Annotated in this window: 14 protein-coding genes; 2 read left to right on the forward strand and 12 right to left on the reverse strand. The window is 56.8% G+C overall.

Annotated elements, in window-relative coordinates; genetic code table 11:
- Window positions 1-84: 84 nt before the first annotated feature.
- The 4 genes from KTQ42_RS06520 to KTQ42_RS06535 form a co-directional block, all read right to left on the reverse strand.
- Window positions 85-1,236 (reverse strand): C4-dicarboxylate ABC transporter, encoded by a 1,152-nt coding sequence (locus tag KTQ42_RS06520; protein ID WP_217344776.1) that lies wholly within the window; start codon window positions 1,234-1,236, stop codon window positions 85-87.
- A gap of 391 nt (window positions 1,237-1,627) precedes the next feature.
- Window positions 1,628-1,831, reverse strand: a complete 204-nt coding sequence (locus KTQ42_RS06525) for a cold-shock protein (protein WP_194711028.1) — start codon at window positions 1,829-1,831, stop codon at window positions 1,628-1,630.
- 165 nt (window positions 1,832-1,996) lie between these two features.
- Window positions 1,997-2,812, reverse strand: a complete 816-nt coding sequence (locus KTQ42_RS06530) for a winged helix-turn-helix domain-containing protein (protein WP_217344777.1) — start codon at window positions 2,810-2,812, stop codon at window positions 1,997-1,999.
- Between the two features lie 705 nt (window positions 2,813-3,517).
- Window positions 3,518-4,216 (reverse strand): response regulator transcription factor, encoded by a 699-nt coding sequence (locus KTQ42_RS06535; protein ID WP_217344778.1) that lies wholly within the window; start codon window positions 4,214-4,216, stop codon window positions 3,518-3,520.
- Window positions 4,217-4,739: 523 nt separating this feature from the next.
- Here KTQ42_RS06535 and KTQ42_RS06540 point away from each other — a divergent pair.
- Window positions 4,740-5,564 carry a winged helix-turn-helix domain-containing protein gene (locus KTQ42_RS06540; RefSeq protein WP_217344779.1) on the forward strand — a complete coding sequence of 275 codons (825 nt, stop codon included), beginning with the start codon at window positions 4,740-4,742 and terminating at the stop codon, window positions 5,562-5,564.
- Between the two features lies 1 nt (window position 5,565).
- Here the strand turns inward: KTQ42_RS06540 and KTQ42_RS06545 are convergent, their stop codons facing one another.
- Complete coding sequence (locus KTQ42_RS06545; protein WP_217346842.1) at window positions 5,566-6,321, reverse strand: SDR family oxidoreductase; 756 nt, start codon at window positions 6,319-6,321, stop codon at window positions 5,566-5,568.
- Between the two features lie 681 nt (window positions 6,322-7,002).
- Between KTQ42_RS06545 and KTQ42_RS06550 the strand changes: the two genes are divergently transcribed.
- Window positions 7,003-8,055, forward strand: a complete 1,053-nt coding sequence (locus KTQ42_RS06550; RefSeq protein ID WP_217344780.1) for a sulfate ABC transporter substrate-binding protein — start codon at window positions 7,003-7,005, stop codon at window positions 8,053-8,055.
- Window positions 8,056-8,283: 228 nt separating this feature from the next.
- On the opposite strand, the gene cheA is transcribed toward KTQ42_RS06550, so the two are convergent.
- From cheA to flhC, 7 genes are all read right to left on the reverse strand, one after another.
- Window positions 8,284-10,293, reverse strand: a complete 2,010-nt coding sequence (gene cheA, locus KTQ42_RS06555; RefSeq protein WP_217344781.1) for a chemotaxis protein CheA — start codon at window positions 10,291-10,293, stop codon at window positions 8,284-8,286.
- 51 nt (window positions 10,294-10,344) lie between these two features.
- Entirely contained in the window at window positions 10,345-10,710 is a 366-nt protein-coding gene (locus tag KTQ42_RS06560; protein WP_217344782.1) for a response regulator, read from the reverse strand.
- 66 nt (window positions 10,711-10,776) lie between these two features.
- On the reverse strand, window positions 10,777-11,304 hold the full coding sequence (locus tag KTQ42_RS06565; RefSeq protein WP_217344783.1) for a chemotaxis protein: 528 nt from the start codon (window positions 11,302-11,304) through the stop codon (window positions 10,777-10,779).
- Between the two features lie 33 nt (window positions 11,305-11,337).
- On the reverse strand, window positions 11,338-12,486 hold the full coding sequence (gene motB, locus KTQ42_RS06570; protein WP_217344784.1) for a flagellar motor protein MotB: 1,149 nt from the start codon (window positions 12,484-12,486) through the stop codon (window positions 11,338-11,340).
- A 24-nt stretch (window positions 12,487-12,510) separates the two neighbouring features.
- Entirely contained in the window at window positions 12,511-13,371 is an 861-nt protein-coding gene (motA, locus tag KTQ42_RS06575; protein WP_217344785.1) for a flagellar motor stator protein MotA, read from the reverse strand.
- Between the two features lie 176 nt (window positions 13,372-13,547).
- Window positions 13,548-14,330: a class I SAM-dependent methyltransferase gene (locus KTQ42_RS06580; protein WP_217344786.1), complete on the reverse strand. Its 783-nt coding sequence runs from the start codon at window positions 14,328-14,330 to the stop codon at window positions 13,548-13,550.
- A gap of 13 nt (window positions 14,331-14,343) precedes the next feature.
- Window positions 14,344-14,889, reverse strand: coding sequence for a flagellar transcriptional regulator FlhC (flhC, locus tag KTQ42_RS06585; RefSeq protein WP_217344787.1), 546 nt, complete (start codon window positions 14,887-14,889; stop codon window positions 14,344-14,346).
- Window positions 14,890-14,909: the final 20 nt, after the last annotated feature.

Below are 14,909 nucleotides of genomic sequence, written 5' to 3' on the forward strand. Positions count from 1 at the left end.
ACCAACATCACCGGCTGCGATGCCGGCGCAAAAAAACACCACCCGGCCCGGCCGAATGGTGTTTGGGACCATGTTGTGAAGGGATCAGGTTTTCTTCGGCGCGGCGGCTTTCTTGGCGAAATAGTGGTTGTAGGCCATGCGACGATTATTGTTCGTGTCCATGTCCCACTTCATTGCCCGCTCGGCAAAGGCGCGCTGGGATGCCTCGACTTCCTTGAAGAGCGGATTGTCCGTGCCCTTCTTCGCGACCACTTCATCCCAGATCGTCAGCTGTGCCTGCAGCAGCGCATCGGGCGTCTTGTAGAACTTGACGTTGTTCTTGGTCTGCAATTCGATATAGTCCTTGGAGTAGCGGTCGATCGCTTTCCATGACATGTCCGCAGATGATGCTTCCACCGCATTGGCGATGATGGCCTTCATCTTGTCCGGCAGGCTGCTGAACTTGGTCTTGTTGAAGGTAATTTCGAATTGCTCCGAGCTTTGGTGGAAGCTTTGCAGCATGCAGACTTTGGAGACGTCCGGGAATCCAAGTACGCGATCGGAACTGGCATTGTTGAACTCGGCGCCATCGAGCAGCCCACGGTCCATCGCCGGAACGATTTCGCCGCCAGGAAGCGCATTCACCGCGGCGCCCATGGCAGTAAAAAGGTCAATCGCCAGGCCATTGGTACGGAATTTCAAACCCTTGAAGTCCTCCGGCTTGGTGATAGGCTTCTTGAACCAGCCCAGCGGCTGGGTTGGCATCGGGCCGGTGAGGAAAGACACGATGTTGGCACCGATCGATGTATAAAGCTTATCGAGCAACTCCTTTCCGCCGCCGTACTTGTGCCAGGCCAGAACCATATTGGCATCCATGCCGAATACCGGGCCGGAGGTCCAGAGCGCAATCGCGCTCTGTTTGCCGTAGTTGTAACCCATCACACCATGGCCACCGTCCAGCGTGCCTTTGGATACCGCATCGAGCAGGCCAAAGGCAGGCACCACGGCACCAGCCGGCAATACCTCGATCTTCAGATCGCCGCCAGTCATGTCATTGACCTTCTTGGCAAAATCCAGCGCGTACTCGTGGAAGATATCCTTGCTCGGCCAGGTGCTCTGGAATCGCATCTGTGTGGCGCCCTGGGCCGATGCGATCATCGGAAAACTGGCCGCAGTGGCAGTCCCGGCAATGGCCTTGCCCAGGAACTTGCGGCGTGGTGCAGTCTTGGTTGCAACAGTTTTATTCGACTTCTTCATGATGCCTGTCTCCGTATCATTAAAGTATTAAGTACGCTTCATGTGCTTGACGCCGCTACCTCCCCCATGCATGCCGAATTCGATGGCAAAGGGGGAAATGCAGTATTTCGCATGCGTCCGGGCGGCAGCAACATTCTGTGTGTTGTTTGCATTGTTAGGACGCAGAGTGTTTTATAAACCTTTCTTGCAAATTACTCAACAGAAAGATACCAACTCTCAGGCATGAGAGCACGTTTGGAATTATTTTCTTGCAACGAAAAAGAGGGCTGATTCGACAGGGAGGAAGAAAGCTACACGCTACCCGAGCAGGAACAGGCAAATAGGCGGAGAAATGCACAAAGAAATAAAAAAACCCCGGCATGCCGGGGTTTTCCGTTACATCTGACGTCGCTTATTCAGGACGGATGTTCGATGCTTGCTTGCCCTTAGGACCGGTGGTCACTTCGAACGAAACGCGCTGGTTTTCCTGCAGCGACTTGAAGCCGCTCGACTGGATCGCGGAGAAGTGCGCGAACAGGTCTTCGCCGCCTTCGTCCGGAGTGATGAAACCAAAGCCCTTCGAATCATTGAACCACTTTACAGTACCATTTGCCATACAAATTCCTATTTCAGTTAAGTTGGGTTTTACCCGATACATCGTTTCAACCAAGTAAGGAATGACAGACTGATACTGCACCACTACTAGCTCGAATCTCAACGATGCGGCGAATTATACGTGATTACGTGCCGGGAGGTGAAAAAAAACCCTTTCGCTACGCTTTTAACCCAAAAGCCTCGTCGCGACCCGCTGCCTTGCGTCCAGTCCGTCGGAAATTTCCTTTATAGTCGACCGGGATTTTTGCTTGAGACAGTAACCTTGCCTGTAAACACTGGTTACCGTGTACTGTCCTTTGGTTAACATTTCCAGTTTCAACCGGAGTTGAAAAATCGTTACCCGAATGTTGCTTCCTTCTGTCGATTTTCCAGTTGACCGAAACAACAATGCCAAATCCGCCAGCGGAATCACAGTACCCATTTGAGTTAGGAAAAGTTCCATTAAGGCAAATTCAGATCGTGTCAAGTGCACTGCATTGCCGAAAAACAGCAAGGCACGGGACTCACTGAGTAAAGACAGTGCACCGTATAGCACTTTGGTTTTCACTATATTTTTGCGCTTTAAAACCGAAAATATTCTTCTCGACAATTCTAGAGGCTCGAGAGGAAAAAAAGTCCAGTCAGAAATAAGGTCCGGTAACTCACGTATTTCAGAAAGCAATTGGGCCGACTCGAATACCGCAATTAATGGTGCAAGCCGCGTTGCGCTCCCCGCCTGGTTTAAAAAGGCGAGTTCCTTTCGTTCCATCGACTGCAATGATTCGATCAGAGTGAGATCGCTAGCCTCTACGAGGATGACAGATGCCCTACCAGTTTCCAATAAAAAATCTTTGACCTGGGGCTTTTCTTCGAACCGAGTAACAACTGCGTCGATAGGATCAGTGTCACAACACAGTTGCAAAAAAGTTTCGGCAAGCGTCGAAAAATTGCCTAAGACAGTATCAAACAGCCTCTCGCCAATCACTTTTAGTTCCAACCGCATTTCCAGTTTCTCCAGGGAATTTTATGCATACAAACACACCTCTCGCAGAATTCGAACGAAGAGCGAGCAAGCGGGATCGTATGTTTCAAAATTTCAACCTGAAGTTCCGAATTTTTTTAAGGAAAATAAATAAAATTGAGAACCTTACTATATCTACAAAAATCGAACAAAAATCAGAAAAACGAACAACGGGGGACTGTCCGATATGTTGACATCGCAATCTGATTTATCGTCATCAATTAAAATGAATACGGGAGAGGTAGCAGTCGGAACAGGGACTTCAACGATGGAAGTCCAGTAAAAACGCAAATCCGTTCAACAGTTACGCCCCTTACAAAACCAGATTCGTTGGGTCATGCAGTAAACGAAAGGAAAGGTCGCACCAGATTGTCGGAACATCTTCAACTCTTGCAAAATTTTTATAGGAATTATTATAAGGAGGCAGAGAAAAATGTTGCGCCGCTCTTTTAAAATTGAGCGAGCTTGGAATGCCTGAGGAACAGATAGCATCCATGCCAAGCGTGTCAGTCGTCCATCAATGCTGCGGCTATGCTGACAAAAATGGAGTTCAGTCGCCACTCGTTGACTTTGGCGCCAATTCAGGGCTGTTTCATGATGATGAGCACATGACACTTGGCATGAATAAAAATAGTGGATTTAAATATGCAACACCGTTGCCCAGAATAATGATTGAACGAAGATTCTTCAATCAGTCCTTATTGGCTCGACAAAAACATAGCCAACGGAATGAACAACTCTAATTGGTTGTGACAATGGGTAAGCAGCGTGAATCTTCCGGCGCAACCTGCTGACAATAGAATCAAGGCGGCGATTGTCATATGACAGAGGGTCTAATCCGAAACCTGCTGCAATAATATCCCTTCTCCTTACCGGTTTTCCAACAGACTTTACTAGCATTTCCATCAAGCTGAACTCCAAATGACTAAGCGCCAGAGAGCTACCAGATGGAGCTATCAAACGCCATTCACTACGAAGAAAATACCATTGGTTCGCGCGAGTATTCACCTCACGCGAGTTAATGCGTTCATGAATATTTTTTATATAAGCACTGAGCTCTTCCATTTGTACGGGTTTGGATAAAAAAACGTCTGCGCCATTCGAAACCAGTTCAAGCCGTTGCGCTGGATCGCAATGACATGTCAAAATAATTATCCCAAGCGATTGAAGATTTTTCACAGATCTTATTTGCTTAACCGATAATACTGCCTCAAGCCCAAACAGTTCCATGTCGAAAATTATTACATCAATACGTCTATTCAGTAATTGGATGACAAGATGGACGAAATCATTGACGCTAGTAGCATCAAATCCATACTCGCGGAGGCTTTTTACAAGATTGGAATCCTTGACGAATTTGCAGTCAACCACGACAACCTGAATCATCTCCTCCCTCCACTTTTTAAAAATTTTCTTACCAAATTTTAAAAGTCAGCTTCTCATTCCCTCAAAAAGCAAATTTTGATTACAAATGCAATAGAAAAAATGAAAATGACCGGTCCCACTCGCTTTAATAATGCGTTACAAGCATGACCTGCCCCCCATGCCAACTTTGACCGCCGGCAAGCAACTACGGCCTCTCAAATCAGGCATTTATATTTACTCATAGAAACTATGTTGCACTGTGCCCGAACAAGATTTATAGAAATCGCCTCCAACAGAAATAATTGCTGGAAAATTTCGTGTTACCGGGGATGCAACTTACATACTAAAGGTTACAAACGCGTCTATACAAGAAATTGATGAGCAGAAGTAACATAAATATCAGCTTGCGTAGGAACCAGTTGACTTTACGGCATCCCGTGATGCGAATATTAACCAAAAGTACATTTTCCATCTGGCGGTACTTTCTGGATCAATTCCGTACAGGCAGGTTCCTCACAACGCTTACTGCTTTAGGAGACCAACGATGAGGATTACTTTAAAGGTCATAGGAAAAGAACTCTTCAACATGCTCGATGGAAATAAGGAAGAGTTGCACGGTGTATGCCCGAAACTGAGTGCGCAGCACGATCACTTCGAGTGGGAGATTGTCGACCTCGTGTCCTTACGTCCAGAACACTTGCTTAACTTTCCTGATCAACCGTCAGCGCTGCTGATCGATGCCCAGGAACCGGCATACGTGCAGAAGATTCAGTTACTTGAAAAGAAAGAGCTTACTTTCATCAAAAATCCGCCTTTCCTGCCGATAGTCATGTCGCCTATTGTTCTCATTTTCAGGTCGACTGATGCATTGGCCGAAGCACCGGATTTTCCAGATTTCGTCGCAGACTGGGTGTGTGCACCTGTGTCCATGTCGGATCTGGGTCGTCGCACCATCTCAGCGCTTCGAAGGAAGAATATTCTGAAAACGAAGCTGCATTTTGGCTCGTTGACTTTGATTCCGGACGTGCGGCTTCTGTCATTTCAATCGAAGGTAATCCACTTGACGCCTTCGGAATGCGCACTGGCGGAATTGTTCCTTAATCAGATGGGAACAGTTATTCTGATTAAAGATTTGATCGCCCTGTTTAAATCGAGCGGCAAATCGACTGAGGGAAGCAACATACGAGTCACCATATTCCAGTTGCGCCTTAAACTCGAAATGCTAACAAAGTCTCAATACACGCTTGCTAGCGTTTATAAACAGGGCTATGTGCTGCGTCCCAAAAATCGCCCATCCAAAACCAATGGTTCCGTAGTGCAAGACAATCTGTATCAAGGCAGCAGCCATCTTGAACAGCATCAATATTAGGTTATCCTCGCCCGATAAACGGCATGTTCGTCGCCATTACGGTCATGAACTGAACGTTGGCGTGCAAAGGTAGGCTTGCCATATAAGAGACTGCATCGGCGACGTATCGGGTCTCAAAAGTCGGCTCTATCGCGGTGGAACCGTTTGCTTGCAGAATACCGCGTTCCATCTTGTCAGTCATATCGGTAGAGGCGTTACCTATATCGATTTGACCGCACGCGATGTTGTATCTGCGACCATCAAGAGAAGTTGCCTTTGTCAGCCCCGTAATGGCATGTTTTGTCGCTGTATAAGTAGCCGAATGCGGTCTTGGAACATGAGCCGATATCGACCCATTATTGATAATTCTTCCCCCACCAGGCGTCTGATTTTTCATTAAGCGAAACGCCGCCCGAGTGCAGAGGAATGCGCCTGTCAAATTAACGTCCACAGCCGCTTGCCAGTTTTCTAATGACACGTCTTCAATGGAAGCCGACGGTGTAAAGACGCCGGCATTGTTGAAAAGGACATCCAATCTGCCGTGTTCCTGCATCACTTTTTTGAACAGGGCATCGACCTCTTCCATCTTAGATATATCTGCTGGCAAAATCGTTGTCCTGGCAGACGCAGGACCCAACGCTGCTGTCTCCTCCAGAGCCGTGCGGCGGCGTCCTACCAAAACCACGGCAAATCCATCTTCAAGCAACCGTAGCGAAATAGCACGGCCTATACCGGATCCTGCACCGGTCACTAGCGCTACCTTTTCCACTTTATTCATTATGAGACCCTCTTTACGTCGTTTATGAAGTAGGCGGCGAGTCAGAAATTCGACGATGACTTCAACCCGCAACATCATAACGTCTCGTCACGAGCCCATTGGCTTTTCAGCACACATCCGATTTGGTTCAGACAGTTCTCGGCCGCACCAGCCCGTCAGGAGTTCATTCACTCAGGCGGCGTAGCTCCGTGAGCTTCATTCTTTTCTTTCGCCTCCCAGTTGGGGGCGCACATCGCGTTCCCTTGCTTTACTAGGTACCGCGCGCGTCCGACGTCGCCCTGCCCGTCCTAGGCGGCCGCCTTTACCGGGCTGCGCTCCAATTGATGACCGACACCCAGTTTCTGGCCTACCGCCGGTATCGTCTGGCCATTCTTTATTCCCGGAGGATGGCAGCCGCCTCGAACTCGGCCGTAAACGCCTGTAGCGGTTTCTTTTTCATTTGCCTCCTTCAGAGTCAAGAAGCGATCTTGACGCCGCCTCTACAGGAAATTGCAGGAAAAACTCCAGCCTGACCAAGCCAACAGTATTTTCAGACATGCCCCATCGCCGCATGCAAACCTCCCCCGGAACCGCGCACAGACACGCCGCACCCCATCCACTCAACAAGTCCCATGATGATCATTCAATGATGCGCGCCAATTTTTGGCACAATAGCCGCCTTCATTCATTTAGGGAGAGACCATGTCCATTACCACCAGCGCGCTGCAGCGCGCACCGCTATTCGGGAAGCTGCGCTCTGCGCTCGGCGGCATTGCCGGCGTCGCAGCCGTCACCCTGGCACTCGGGGTCGCTGCGCCGGCCCATGCCGATACCACGCTGCTCAACGTGTCCTATGACGTGGCACGCGAACTGTTCAAGGATATCAATCCCCTCTTCATCGCCGACTGGAAACAGAAAACCGGCGAAACCATCACCATCAACCAGTCCCACGGCGGCTCCTCCAAGCAGGCGCGCTCGGTAGCCGATGGCCTGGAAGCATCGGTGGTGACAATGAACCAGGCCAATGACATCGACATGCTGGCCAAGCGCGGCGTGGTTGCGGCGGACTGGAACAAGAAGTTTCCCAACAATGCCGCGCCGTTCTACTCAACCATGGTGTACCTGGTCAGAAAGGGCAACCCGAAAGGCATCAAGGACTGGGAAGACCTGGCCAAACCGGATGTAAAGGTGGTGATCCCCAACCCGAAGACCGCCGGCAATGGCCGCTATACCTACCTGGCGGCATGGGGCTCGGTGCTGCAGAAAGGCGGCAATGAAGCGCAGGCCAGCGAGCTAGTCAGCAAGATCTTCAAGAACGTGCCGGTGCTGGACTCGGGCGGACGGGCCGCCACCACCACCTTCACCCAGCGTGAAATCGGCGACGTGCTGGTGACCTTTGAAAATGAAGTGCAGCTGGTGAAGAAGGAAATGGGCCAGAACTTCGATATCGTCTATCCGGCATCATCGATCCTGGCCGAGTCGCCGGTGGCGGTGGTGGACAAGGTGGTGGACCGCAAGGGCATACGCAAGCAGGCAACGGCCTACCTGCAATTCCTCTATACCGAGCCAGCCCAGGAAGTGATCGCCCAGCATTTCTTCCGTCCTCGCTCGGAGGCGGTGCTGAGGAAGCACAGCGCCTCGTTCAAGCCGGTGAAGCTGTTTACCGTCGATGAAGTCTTCGGTGGCTGGGATGCCGCGCAGAAGAAGCACTTCGACGACGGCGGCGAGTTCGACAAGATCTATCAGAAGAAGTAACGACCGCCCGATTCATCACGTGCCGGATGAGACAGAGGGATCGGCCCCCTGGAACGACGGAGGGAAGCATCCGTCGCCAGGCTACTGGCGACGATCCCAACCCGGCACGATGGACAAGGTCGCCCTTTTCATCGCACGAGCCGAGAAGATGTCGGGGAGGCATTAGCCCTGTAAAGAAAAGCCGGTGCCGGGCGCCCTGCCCGCACCGGCTTTACGCTTGCAACGTCCTCAGGCGAAATCGGCCTGTTCCATCGCCTGACGCTTTCCATACCCGCGCAACAGCATTGCCACATCGAGGATCAGCGACACGCCGCCGTCGCCCAGTATGGTGGCGCCCGAAATGCCCGCCACCTTGCGGTAGTTCGATTCCAGGTTCTTCACCACCACCTGCTGCTGCCCCACCAGCTCGTCCAGCAGCAGCGCGGCGCGGGTGCCTTCCGATTCCAGTATCACCAGGATGCCCTCGGCCGGATCGGTGCAGCGGGCGTCGATGCCGAACAGCGCATGCAGCGCAATCAGCGGCAGGTATTCGCCGCGCACCTTCACGACCCGGCCCTGGCCGGCGATATCCTTCACGTCCTGCCGTGCAGGCTGCAGCGACTCCACCACATAGCCCAGCGGCAGGATATAGATTTCGTCGCCGACCCGTACCGACATGCCGTCCAGGATCGCCAGCGTCAGCGGCAGAGAGATCGAGATGGTGGTGCCGAAGCCGCGCGCGGAACGGATGTCGACCGCGCCGCCCATGGCGGTGATGTTGCGCTTGACCACGTCCATGCCCACGCCGCGTCCGGAGACATCGGTCACTTCCTCGGCGGTGGAGAAGCCGGGCGCAAAGATCAGCTGCCAGACATCGGCATCGGGCATGTCGTCCGATACCGGCAGGCCGTTCTGGCGCGCCTTGTCCAGGATGCGCTCGCGGTTCAGGCCGCCGCCATCATCGCTGACCTCGATCACGATATTGCCGCCCTGGTGGGCGGCCGACAGCGACAGCTTGCCGGTTTCCAGCTTGCCGCTGGCCGCGCGCACGGCCGGGGTTTCAATGCCATGGTCGACGCTGTTGCGCACCAGGTGGGTCAGCGGATCGATGATGCGTTCGATCAGGCCCTTGTCGAGTTCCGTGGCGGCGCCGTAGGTAATGAAGTCGACCTTCTTGCCCAGCTTGGCTGCCAGATCGCGCACCATGCGCGGGAAGCGCGAGAACACATAGTCCATCGGCATCATGCGGATCGACATCACCGCTTCCTGCAGGTCGCGGGTATTGCGGGTCAGCTGCGATACGCCCGACAGCAGCCGTTCGTGCTGCATTGGGTCCAGCGCTGCGCAGCGCTGCTCGATCATGGCCTGGGTGATCACGAGCTCGCCAACCAGGTTGATCAGCTGGTCCACCTTCTCCACCGAAACCCGGATCGACGAAGACTCCAGGCTGGCCGCCTTGTCCGCATTCGCCGCGCGCACAGCAGGCGCTTCGGCATGGGCGCTCACCTGCGGTGCATCGTCCGCCGCCGGCGCCGGTTCCGGCAGCGGCTCGAAGAAGCCATAGCTGCCATCGGGCGAGGTGTAGCCGTGGGCCTCGTCCTCGGTGATCTTCACATCCGACGGATCGATGATGAAGGAGCAGATGGCCAGCACATCGTCCACGCTTTCGGCGGTGTCGAGCAGCAGCATCGCGCCGCCTTCGGCCCCGTTTTCCTCGGTCAGGCTGCCCATCAGCGCCAGCTCGCCAGCCAGCGCGGCAATGTCTTCCCGCTTCAGCGGCGGCAGGGCCAGGCGCAGGCGGCGACCACCATTGCCGGCACCATTGCCGCTGCCCGGCTCGGCTCTGGCCTGGGGCGCACCGCTGGCCGCTGTGGTGCTGGACAGCGCTTCAAGCCGCGCCCGCACCGCCTGCACTGCCTCCTGGTCGACCTCGGCGCCATGCCGGTGGCCGTCGAGCTGCATCTTCAGCACATCCTTGGCGGCGAAGAAGGCGTCGACGTGGGCGGAGCTGATTGCCATTTCGCCGCGCCGCAGCCGGTCCAGCAGCGACTCCAGCACATGGGTCACCTCGGTCATGTCGGTCTGGCCGAAGGTGGCGGCGCCGCCCTTGATGGAATGGGCGGTACGGAAGATGGCGGCCAGCTGCTCCATGTCAGGCGCTTCGGTGTCGAGCGCCAGCAGAAGGCGTTCCATTTCGGCCAGCAGTTCCTCGGCCTCTTCAAAAAACACCAGGAAGAACTGGCTGATATCGATGCTCATGCTGCAATCCTCATGCGATGGACCAAAGTACGGTGGGGCGTGGCGCCATGCTCAGCCGATGACCTTGCGTACCACTTCGGTCAGGCGATTCGGATCGAAAGGCTTGACCAGCCAGCCGGTGGCGCCGGCGGTGCGGCCCTTGTTCTTCATCTCGTCGCTCGACTCGGTGGTCAGCATCAGGATGGGGACACGGTTGTAGGCCGGCAGCGCGCGCAGGGAGCGGATCAGGGTCAGGCCGTCCATGTTCGGCATGTTCTGATCGGTCAGGACCAGGTCGAAGTGCTTGTGCTTCGCCTTGTCCAGCCCATCGCGGCCGTCGACCGCTTCGGTAACCTGATAGCCGGCGGCCTTCAGGGTGAATACCAGCATCTGACGCAGGGAGCCAGAGTCGTCCACTGCCAGGATTGTCTTCGCCATCGTGATTCTCGCTTTGCTTGTTGTCTTGTTCAGTATCTTGTTGCCAGTCCGGCATGCTGCCCGGCTTCAGAACAGCGTGATATCGCCGCTTTCCATGTGATGCTGGTCGACGCTGCGCATGAGCTGGCCATCCAGCGCCCTGCTCTGCATCGCCAGCGTCGCGCGCAGCCGTTCCATCTGCGCCAGGTCGCCCGCGGCCAGCTCGCGCGCGCCGTCGACCATGTCGGCCAGGATGCTGCGCAGGCCGGCAACCCGGCGACCGGCATGGGCTATCAGCTGGCTGGTCATGTCCTCGAACTGCAGGGCTGTCACCATCGCCCGCACCTGCTCCTCGATGTCGGCGCCGGCCGCATGCAGGCGGGCGCAGTCGGCCTCGCCGGCGCCGTGCCGCAGCGCCTGCGCGGCGTCGCTCTGCGCGGCCACTGCCGAGTGCAGCGCGCTGAAGCCGGCAGACAGCCGCTCGATGGCTTCGGTCAGCAGCAGGCGGGTCTGCGCCAGGTCGGCCTGGACTTCCTCCAGATGCGACATGCCTTCTGCGCTGACATCCGTCAGCAGGCGGCCGAGCTCGCGTACTTCGGTATCCTGAATCGTCATTGAACGTCCATGGTGGTTTGCCAGATCAAACGCCTAATACTTGATCACGCCGGCAGCTTCCTGCCTTGCCGCGACCGATGCCGCGGCCGCGCTTGCCTGCGCCGCAACCGTGGCGGCGTTCGGCGGCGCGGCCGGTGGCGGTGCGGGTGCTGGCGGAGGCGCTGAGGCAGGCACGGGCACGGCGGCTGGCGCGGGCGGCGCAATCGCACCCGCCGCTGCGCCTGCCGGTGCCGTTCCCGGTGCTGCCGGCATCGTGCCGGCGCCCTGGTGAAGCGCTGGCTCGGCCTGCTTTTCCTCGCTGATGTTGAGGGCGCTGCCGCCATCGCGGGAGGCGCTTTCCTCGGCCTTCTTGTTCATCACGATGATGGAAATGCGACGGTTGATCGGGTTCGTCGGGTTCTGCTGGTCCATCAGCACCGCGGATGACAGGCCAACCACCCGCACCACCTTGCCGTCCTCCATGCCGCCGGCAATCAACTCGCGGCGCGACGCATTGGCGCGGTCGGCCGACAGCTCCCAGTTGCTGTAGCCCTTGTCGCCTGTGGAATACGGCGTTGCATCGGTATGGCCGGAGAGGCTGATCTTGTTGGGCATGTCATTGAGCACCCGGCCGATCTCGCGCAGGATCTCGCGGGTATAGGGTTGCAGCTCGGCCCTGGCGCTGGCGAACATGGGCCGGTTCTGGGCATCGACGATCTGGATGCGCAAGCCCTCGGTGGTGATGTCCATCAGCAGCTGCTTCTTGAACTGCTTGAGCGTCTGGCTGGTCTCGATGGCCGCCTCGATGCGCGACTTCAGGCCCTTGAGCTTTTCGGCTTCGATGCGTTCCAGTTCCTGCTGGATGCCCTTCAGGTCATAGCTCTTCTTGACCGGCGGATCTTCGCCCTTCTTGACCTGGCCTTCCTTGCGGGTCAGGTCGCGGCCGCCGCCCTGGATCACGCTGGAGCTGTCGCCGGCGCCCGAGCCGCCGGCCATGGCGACCTTCAGCGGCGTCGAGAAATATTCGGCGATGCCCTGCAGGTCCCCCTTGGCGGTGGAGCCAAGCAGCCACATCAGCAGGAAGAAAGCCATCATCGCGGTGACGAAGTCGGCATAGGCGATCTTCCAGGCGCCGCCATGATGGCCGCCCGCCACTTTCTTGATGCGCTTGACTACGATGGGGCGCAGGTTGTCGTCAGCCATATTCCGGGTTTTCCGTTTCTATCCTTACTTCGACTTGGCCTGCTTGATGTGCTCTTCGAGTTCCTTGAACGACGGACGCTCGGTGGAGAACAGCACCTTGCGGCCGAACTCGATCGCCAGCGCCGGCGCATAGCCATTCAGGCTGGCCAGCAGGGTCACTTTCACGCACTGGTACATCTTGGTCGACTCGGTCAGCTTCTGCTCCAGGAGGCCGGCCAGCGGACCGACGAAGCCATAGGCCAGCAGGATGCCGAGGAAGGTGCCGACCAGCGCATGCGCGATCAGGATGCCCAGCTCAGCCGGCGGCAGGCCCACCGACTCCATCGTATGAACCACGCCCATCACCGCCGCCACGATGCCGAAGGCCGGCAGGCCGTCGCCCAGCTTGGCGATGCAGTGGGCCGGCACTTCGCCCTCGTGGTGATGAGTCTCGATCTCGTTGTCCATCAGGTTCTCGATCTGGAAGGCATCCATGTTCCCGGAGACCATCAGGCGCAGGTAGTCGGTGATGAACTCGATCATGTGGTGGTCGGCCAGGATGCCGGGGTACTTGGTGAAGATCGGGCTTTCCTCCGGCGCGTCGACGTCGCCTTCGATCGACATCAGGCCTTCCTTCCTCACCTTGTTCAGGATTTCCGACAGGAGCGCCATCAGCTCCAGGTACAGGGTCTTGGTATAGCGCGAACCCTTGAACACGCTGGGCAGGGCCTTGAAGGTCGCCTTGATGGCTTTGGAATCATTGCCGACGAAGAAGGCGCCCACTGCGGCGCCGCCGATCATCAGCACTTCCAGCGGCTGCCAGAGCGCGGCGAGATGGCCGCCCGCCATGGCGAAGCCGCCGAAAACCGAGGCCATCACGACCACATAACCAATCAGGACTAACACGTCTTTTCACACTCCGCTTGTTGCGCGCCGCGCCTGCCGCGAGACGGCGTTCGATTTATCAGAAAAACAACCGGAGGCGCCTTCCGTCGTCGCAACATCCAATCCAGGACGCCTCTGCATGCGGTAACGGCACAGGCCGGAAAAACTTGAGAGGAGGAAATATTATGCTTGCCTTTTTACATTTGCCAGCCGTAGAGCATGGGCCCGCCCGGCCTGGTCGGCCGTCGGATTTGCGGCGCCGTATCCGGCACGATGAATTCATGCGACAGCAGCAGTGCGCCGGGGCGCATCTCGGCGCGCGCCTTGGCCCATAGCTGCGGCATCGCAGCGGGCGACAGATAGGCAAACACCACGTCGTAATCGGCGAAATCGAGCGCCTGGTAGTCGCCGCGCAGAAAGCGGCAGTTGACGCTGCCTCCCGGACGAAGCCGGCTCGCCAGCCAGGGCAGCGGCGCCAGTTCGATGCCTGTGACCTTGCAGTCGGGACGGCGCGCTGCAATATTGAGGGCCAGGCCGCCCAGCCCGCTGCCGATGTCGATGATGCGCAGCGGCCGCTTTGGCAGTTCCATCGCCACCGCATCCCAGGCCGCGCTGCCCGAAGCGTAGAACGGCACCTGGGTGCGGAAGGTCGACCAGTAAAGCGCCAGCATGGCAAGAAAGGTGGCCAGGAACAGCCAGGGCGGCAACTGCAGCGCCAGCATGGCCAGCGCCGCCGGCAGGAAGAGGAAATGAATGAGGTGCCACCAGGCCGCCTGCCCGCGCCAGCGCGACAGCATCGCGGCCAGTGCGCCCTGCAGGAAAGCGGCGGCGAGCGGCGCAAGCGCGAAGCCCGAGCGGGCCAGCAGCAGCCATGCGAGCGCGGCCAGGCCAAGCGCCGCCAGCTGGATCATCAGCGCCTGCACCGATGGCAGGCTGGACAGGCGCCGGGACTGCGGCCGGGACACGGAGGAAACAGCCATCAGGCCATGCCGGTCAGGCGGCAGCGAGCGCGTCGTCGCGCGCCTTCTTGGTCTTGCCGGCACGGGAAGGCATGTGGCACAGGCCGCAGGCATAGCCGTGGTTGAGGTCGAAGCTGTGGGTGACGAAGTCGCCGCCGCATTCGCAGCACTTGGCGGTGGTCAGCATCTGGCTGTCGAAGAAACGCACCAGGGTCCAGGCCCGGGTCAGCGACAGCAGCGGCTCCTCGCCCGGCTGCGCAGGCATCTGCTCCAGATAGAGCTGGTAAGCCTTCATCACCGCCTCGATACCGGACAGACCGGCATGCTGGGTCATGTAGCGGTGGATGTTGATGAACAGCGAGGAATGGATGTTGGGCTGCCAGGTGATGAACCAGTCGGTGGAGAACGGCAGCATGCCCTTGGGCGGCGATACGCCCTTGAGTTCCTTGTAGAGCTTTAGCAGCCGCTCGCGCGACAGCGAGGTTTCCAGCTCCAGCAGCTGCAGCCGCGCGCCCAGCTTGATCAGCTCGATCGCCAGACCGATTTCCCTTGCTTCCGATACCAGACTCTTGTTTGCCATGCTCTCGTCTCCCGAAGGTA

Origin of the sequence: Noviherbaspirillum sp. L7-7A (genome assembly GCF_019052805.1) — a bacterium.
Lineage (GTDB): Bacteria > Pseudomonadota > Gammaproteobacteria > Burkholderiales > Burkholderiaceae_D > Noviherbaspirillum_A.

Excerpts from the sequence above, each read along its gene's own strand:
- KTQ42_RS06520 (WP_217344776.1), bottom strand. The coding sequence starts at position 1,236 with ATGAAGAAGTCGAATAAAACTGTTGCAACCAAGACTGCACCACGCCGC.
- KTQ42_RS06525 (WP_194711028.1), bottom strand. The coding sequence starts at position 1,831 with ATGGCAAATGGTACTGTAAAGTGGTTCAATGATTCGAAGGGCTTTGGT.
- KTQ42_RS06530 (WP_217344777.1), bottom strand. The coding sequence starts at position 2,812 with ATGCGGTTGGAACTAAAAGTGATTGGCGAGAGGCTGTTTGATACTGTC.
- KTQ42_RS06535 (WP_217344778.1), bottom strand. The coding sequence starts at position 4,216 with ATGATTCAGGTTGTCGTGGTTGACTGCAAATTCGTCAAGGATTCCAAT.
- KTQ42_RS06540 (WP_217344779.1), top strand. The coding sequence starts at position 4,740 with ATGAGGATTACTTTAAAGGTCATAGGAAAAGAACTCTTCAACATGCTC.
- KTQ42_RS06545 (WP_217346842.1), bottom strand. The coding sequence starts at position 6,321 with ATGAATAAAGTGGAAAAGGTAGCGCTAGTGACCGGTGCAGGATCCGGT.
- KTQ42_RS06550 (WP_217344780.1), top strand. The coding sequence starts at position 7,003 with ATGTCCATTACCACCAGCGCGCTGCAGCGCGCACCGCTATTCGGGAAG.
- cheA (WP_217344781.1), bottom strand. The coding sequence starts at position 10,293 with ATGAGCATCGATATCAGCCAGTTCTTCCTGGTGTTTTTTGAAGAGGCC.
- KTQ42_RS06560 (WP_217344782.1), bottom strand. The coding sequence starts at position 10,710 with ATGGCGAAGACAATCCTGGCAGTGGACGACTCTGGCTCCCTGCGTCAG.
- KTQ42_RS06565 (WP_217344783.1), bottom strand. The coding sequence starts at position 11,304 with ATGACGATTCAGGATACCGAAGTACGCGAGCTCGGCCGCCTGCTGACG.
- motB (WP_217344784.1), bottom strand. The coding sequence starts at position 12,486 with ATGGCTGACGACAACCTGCGCCCCATCGTAGTCAAGCGCATCAAGAAA.
- KTQ42_RS06580 (WP_217344786.1), bottom strand. The coding sequence starts at position 14,330 with ATGGCTGTTTCCTCCGTGTCCCGGCCGCAGTCCCGGCGCCTGTCCAGC.
- flhC (WP_217344787.1), bottom strand. The coding sequence starts at position 14,889 with ATGGCAAACAAGAGTCTGGTATCGGAAGCAAGGGAAATCGGTCTGGCG.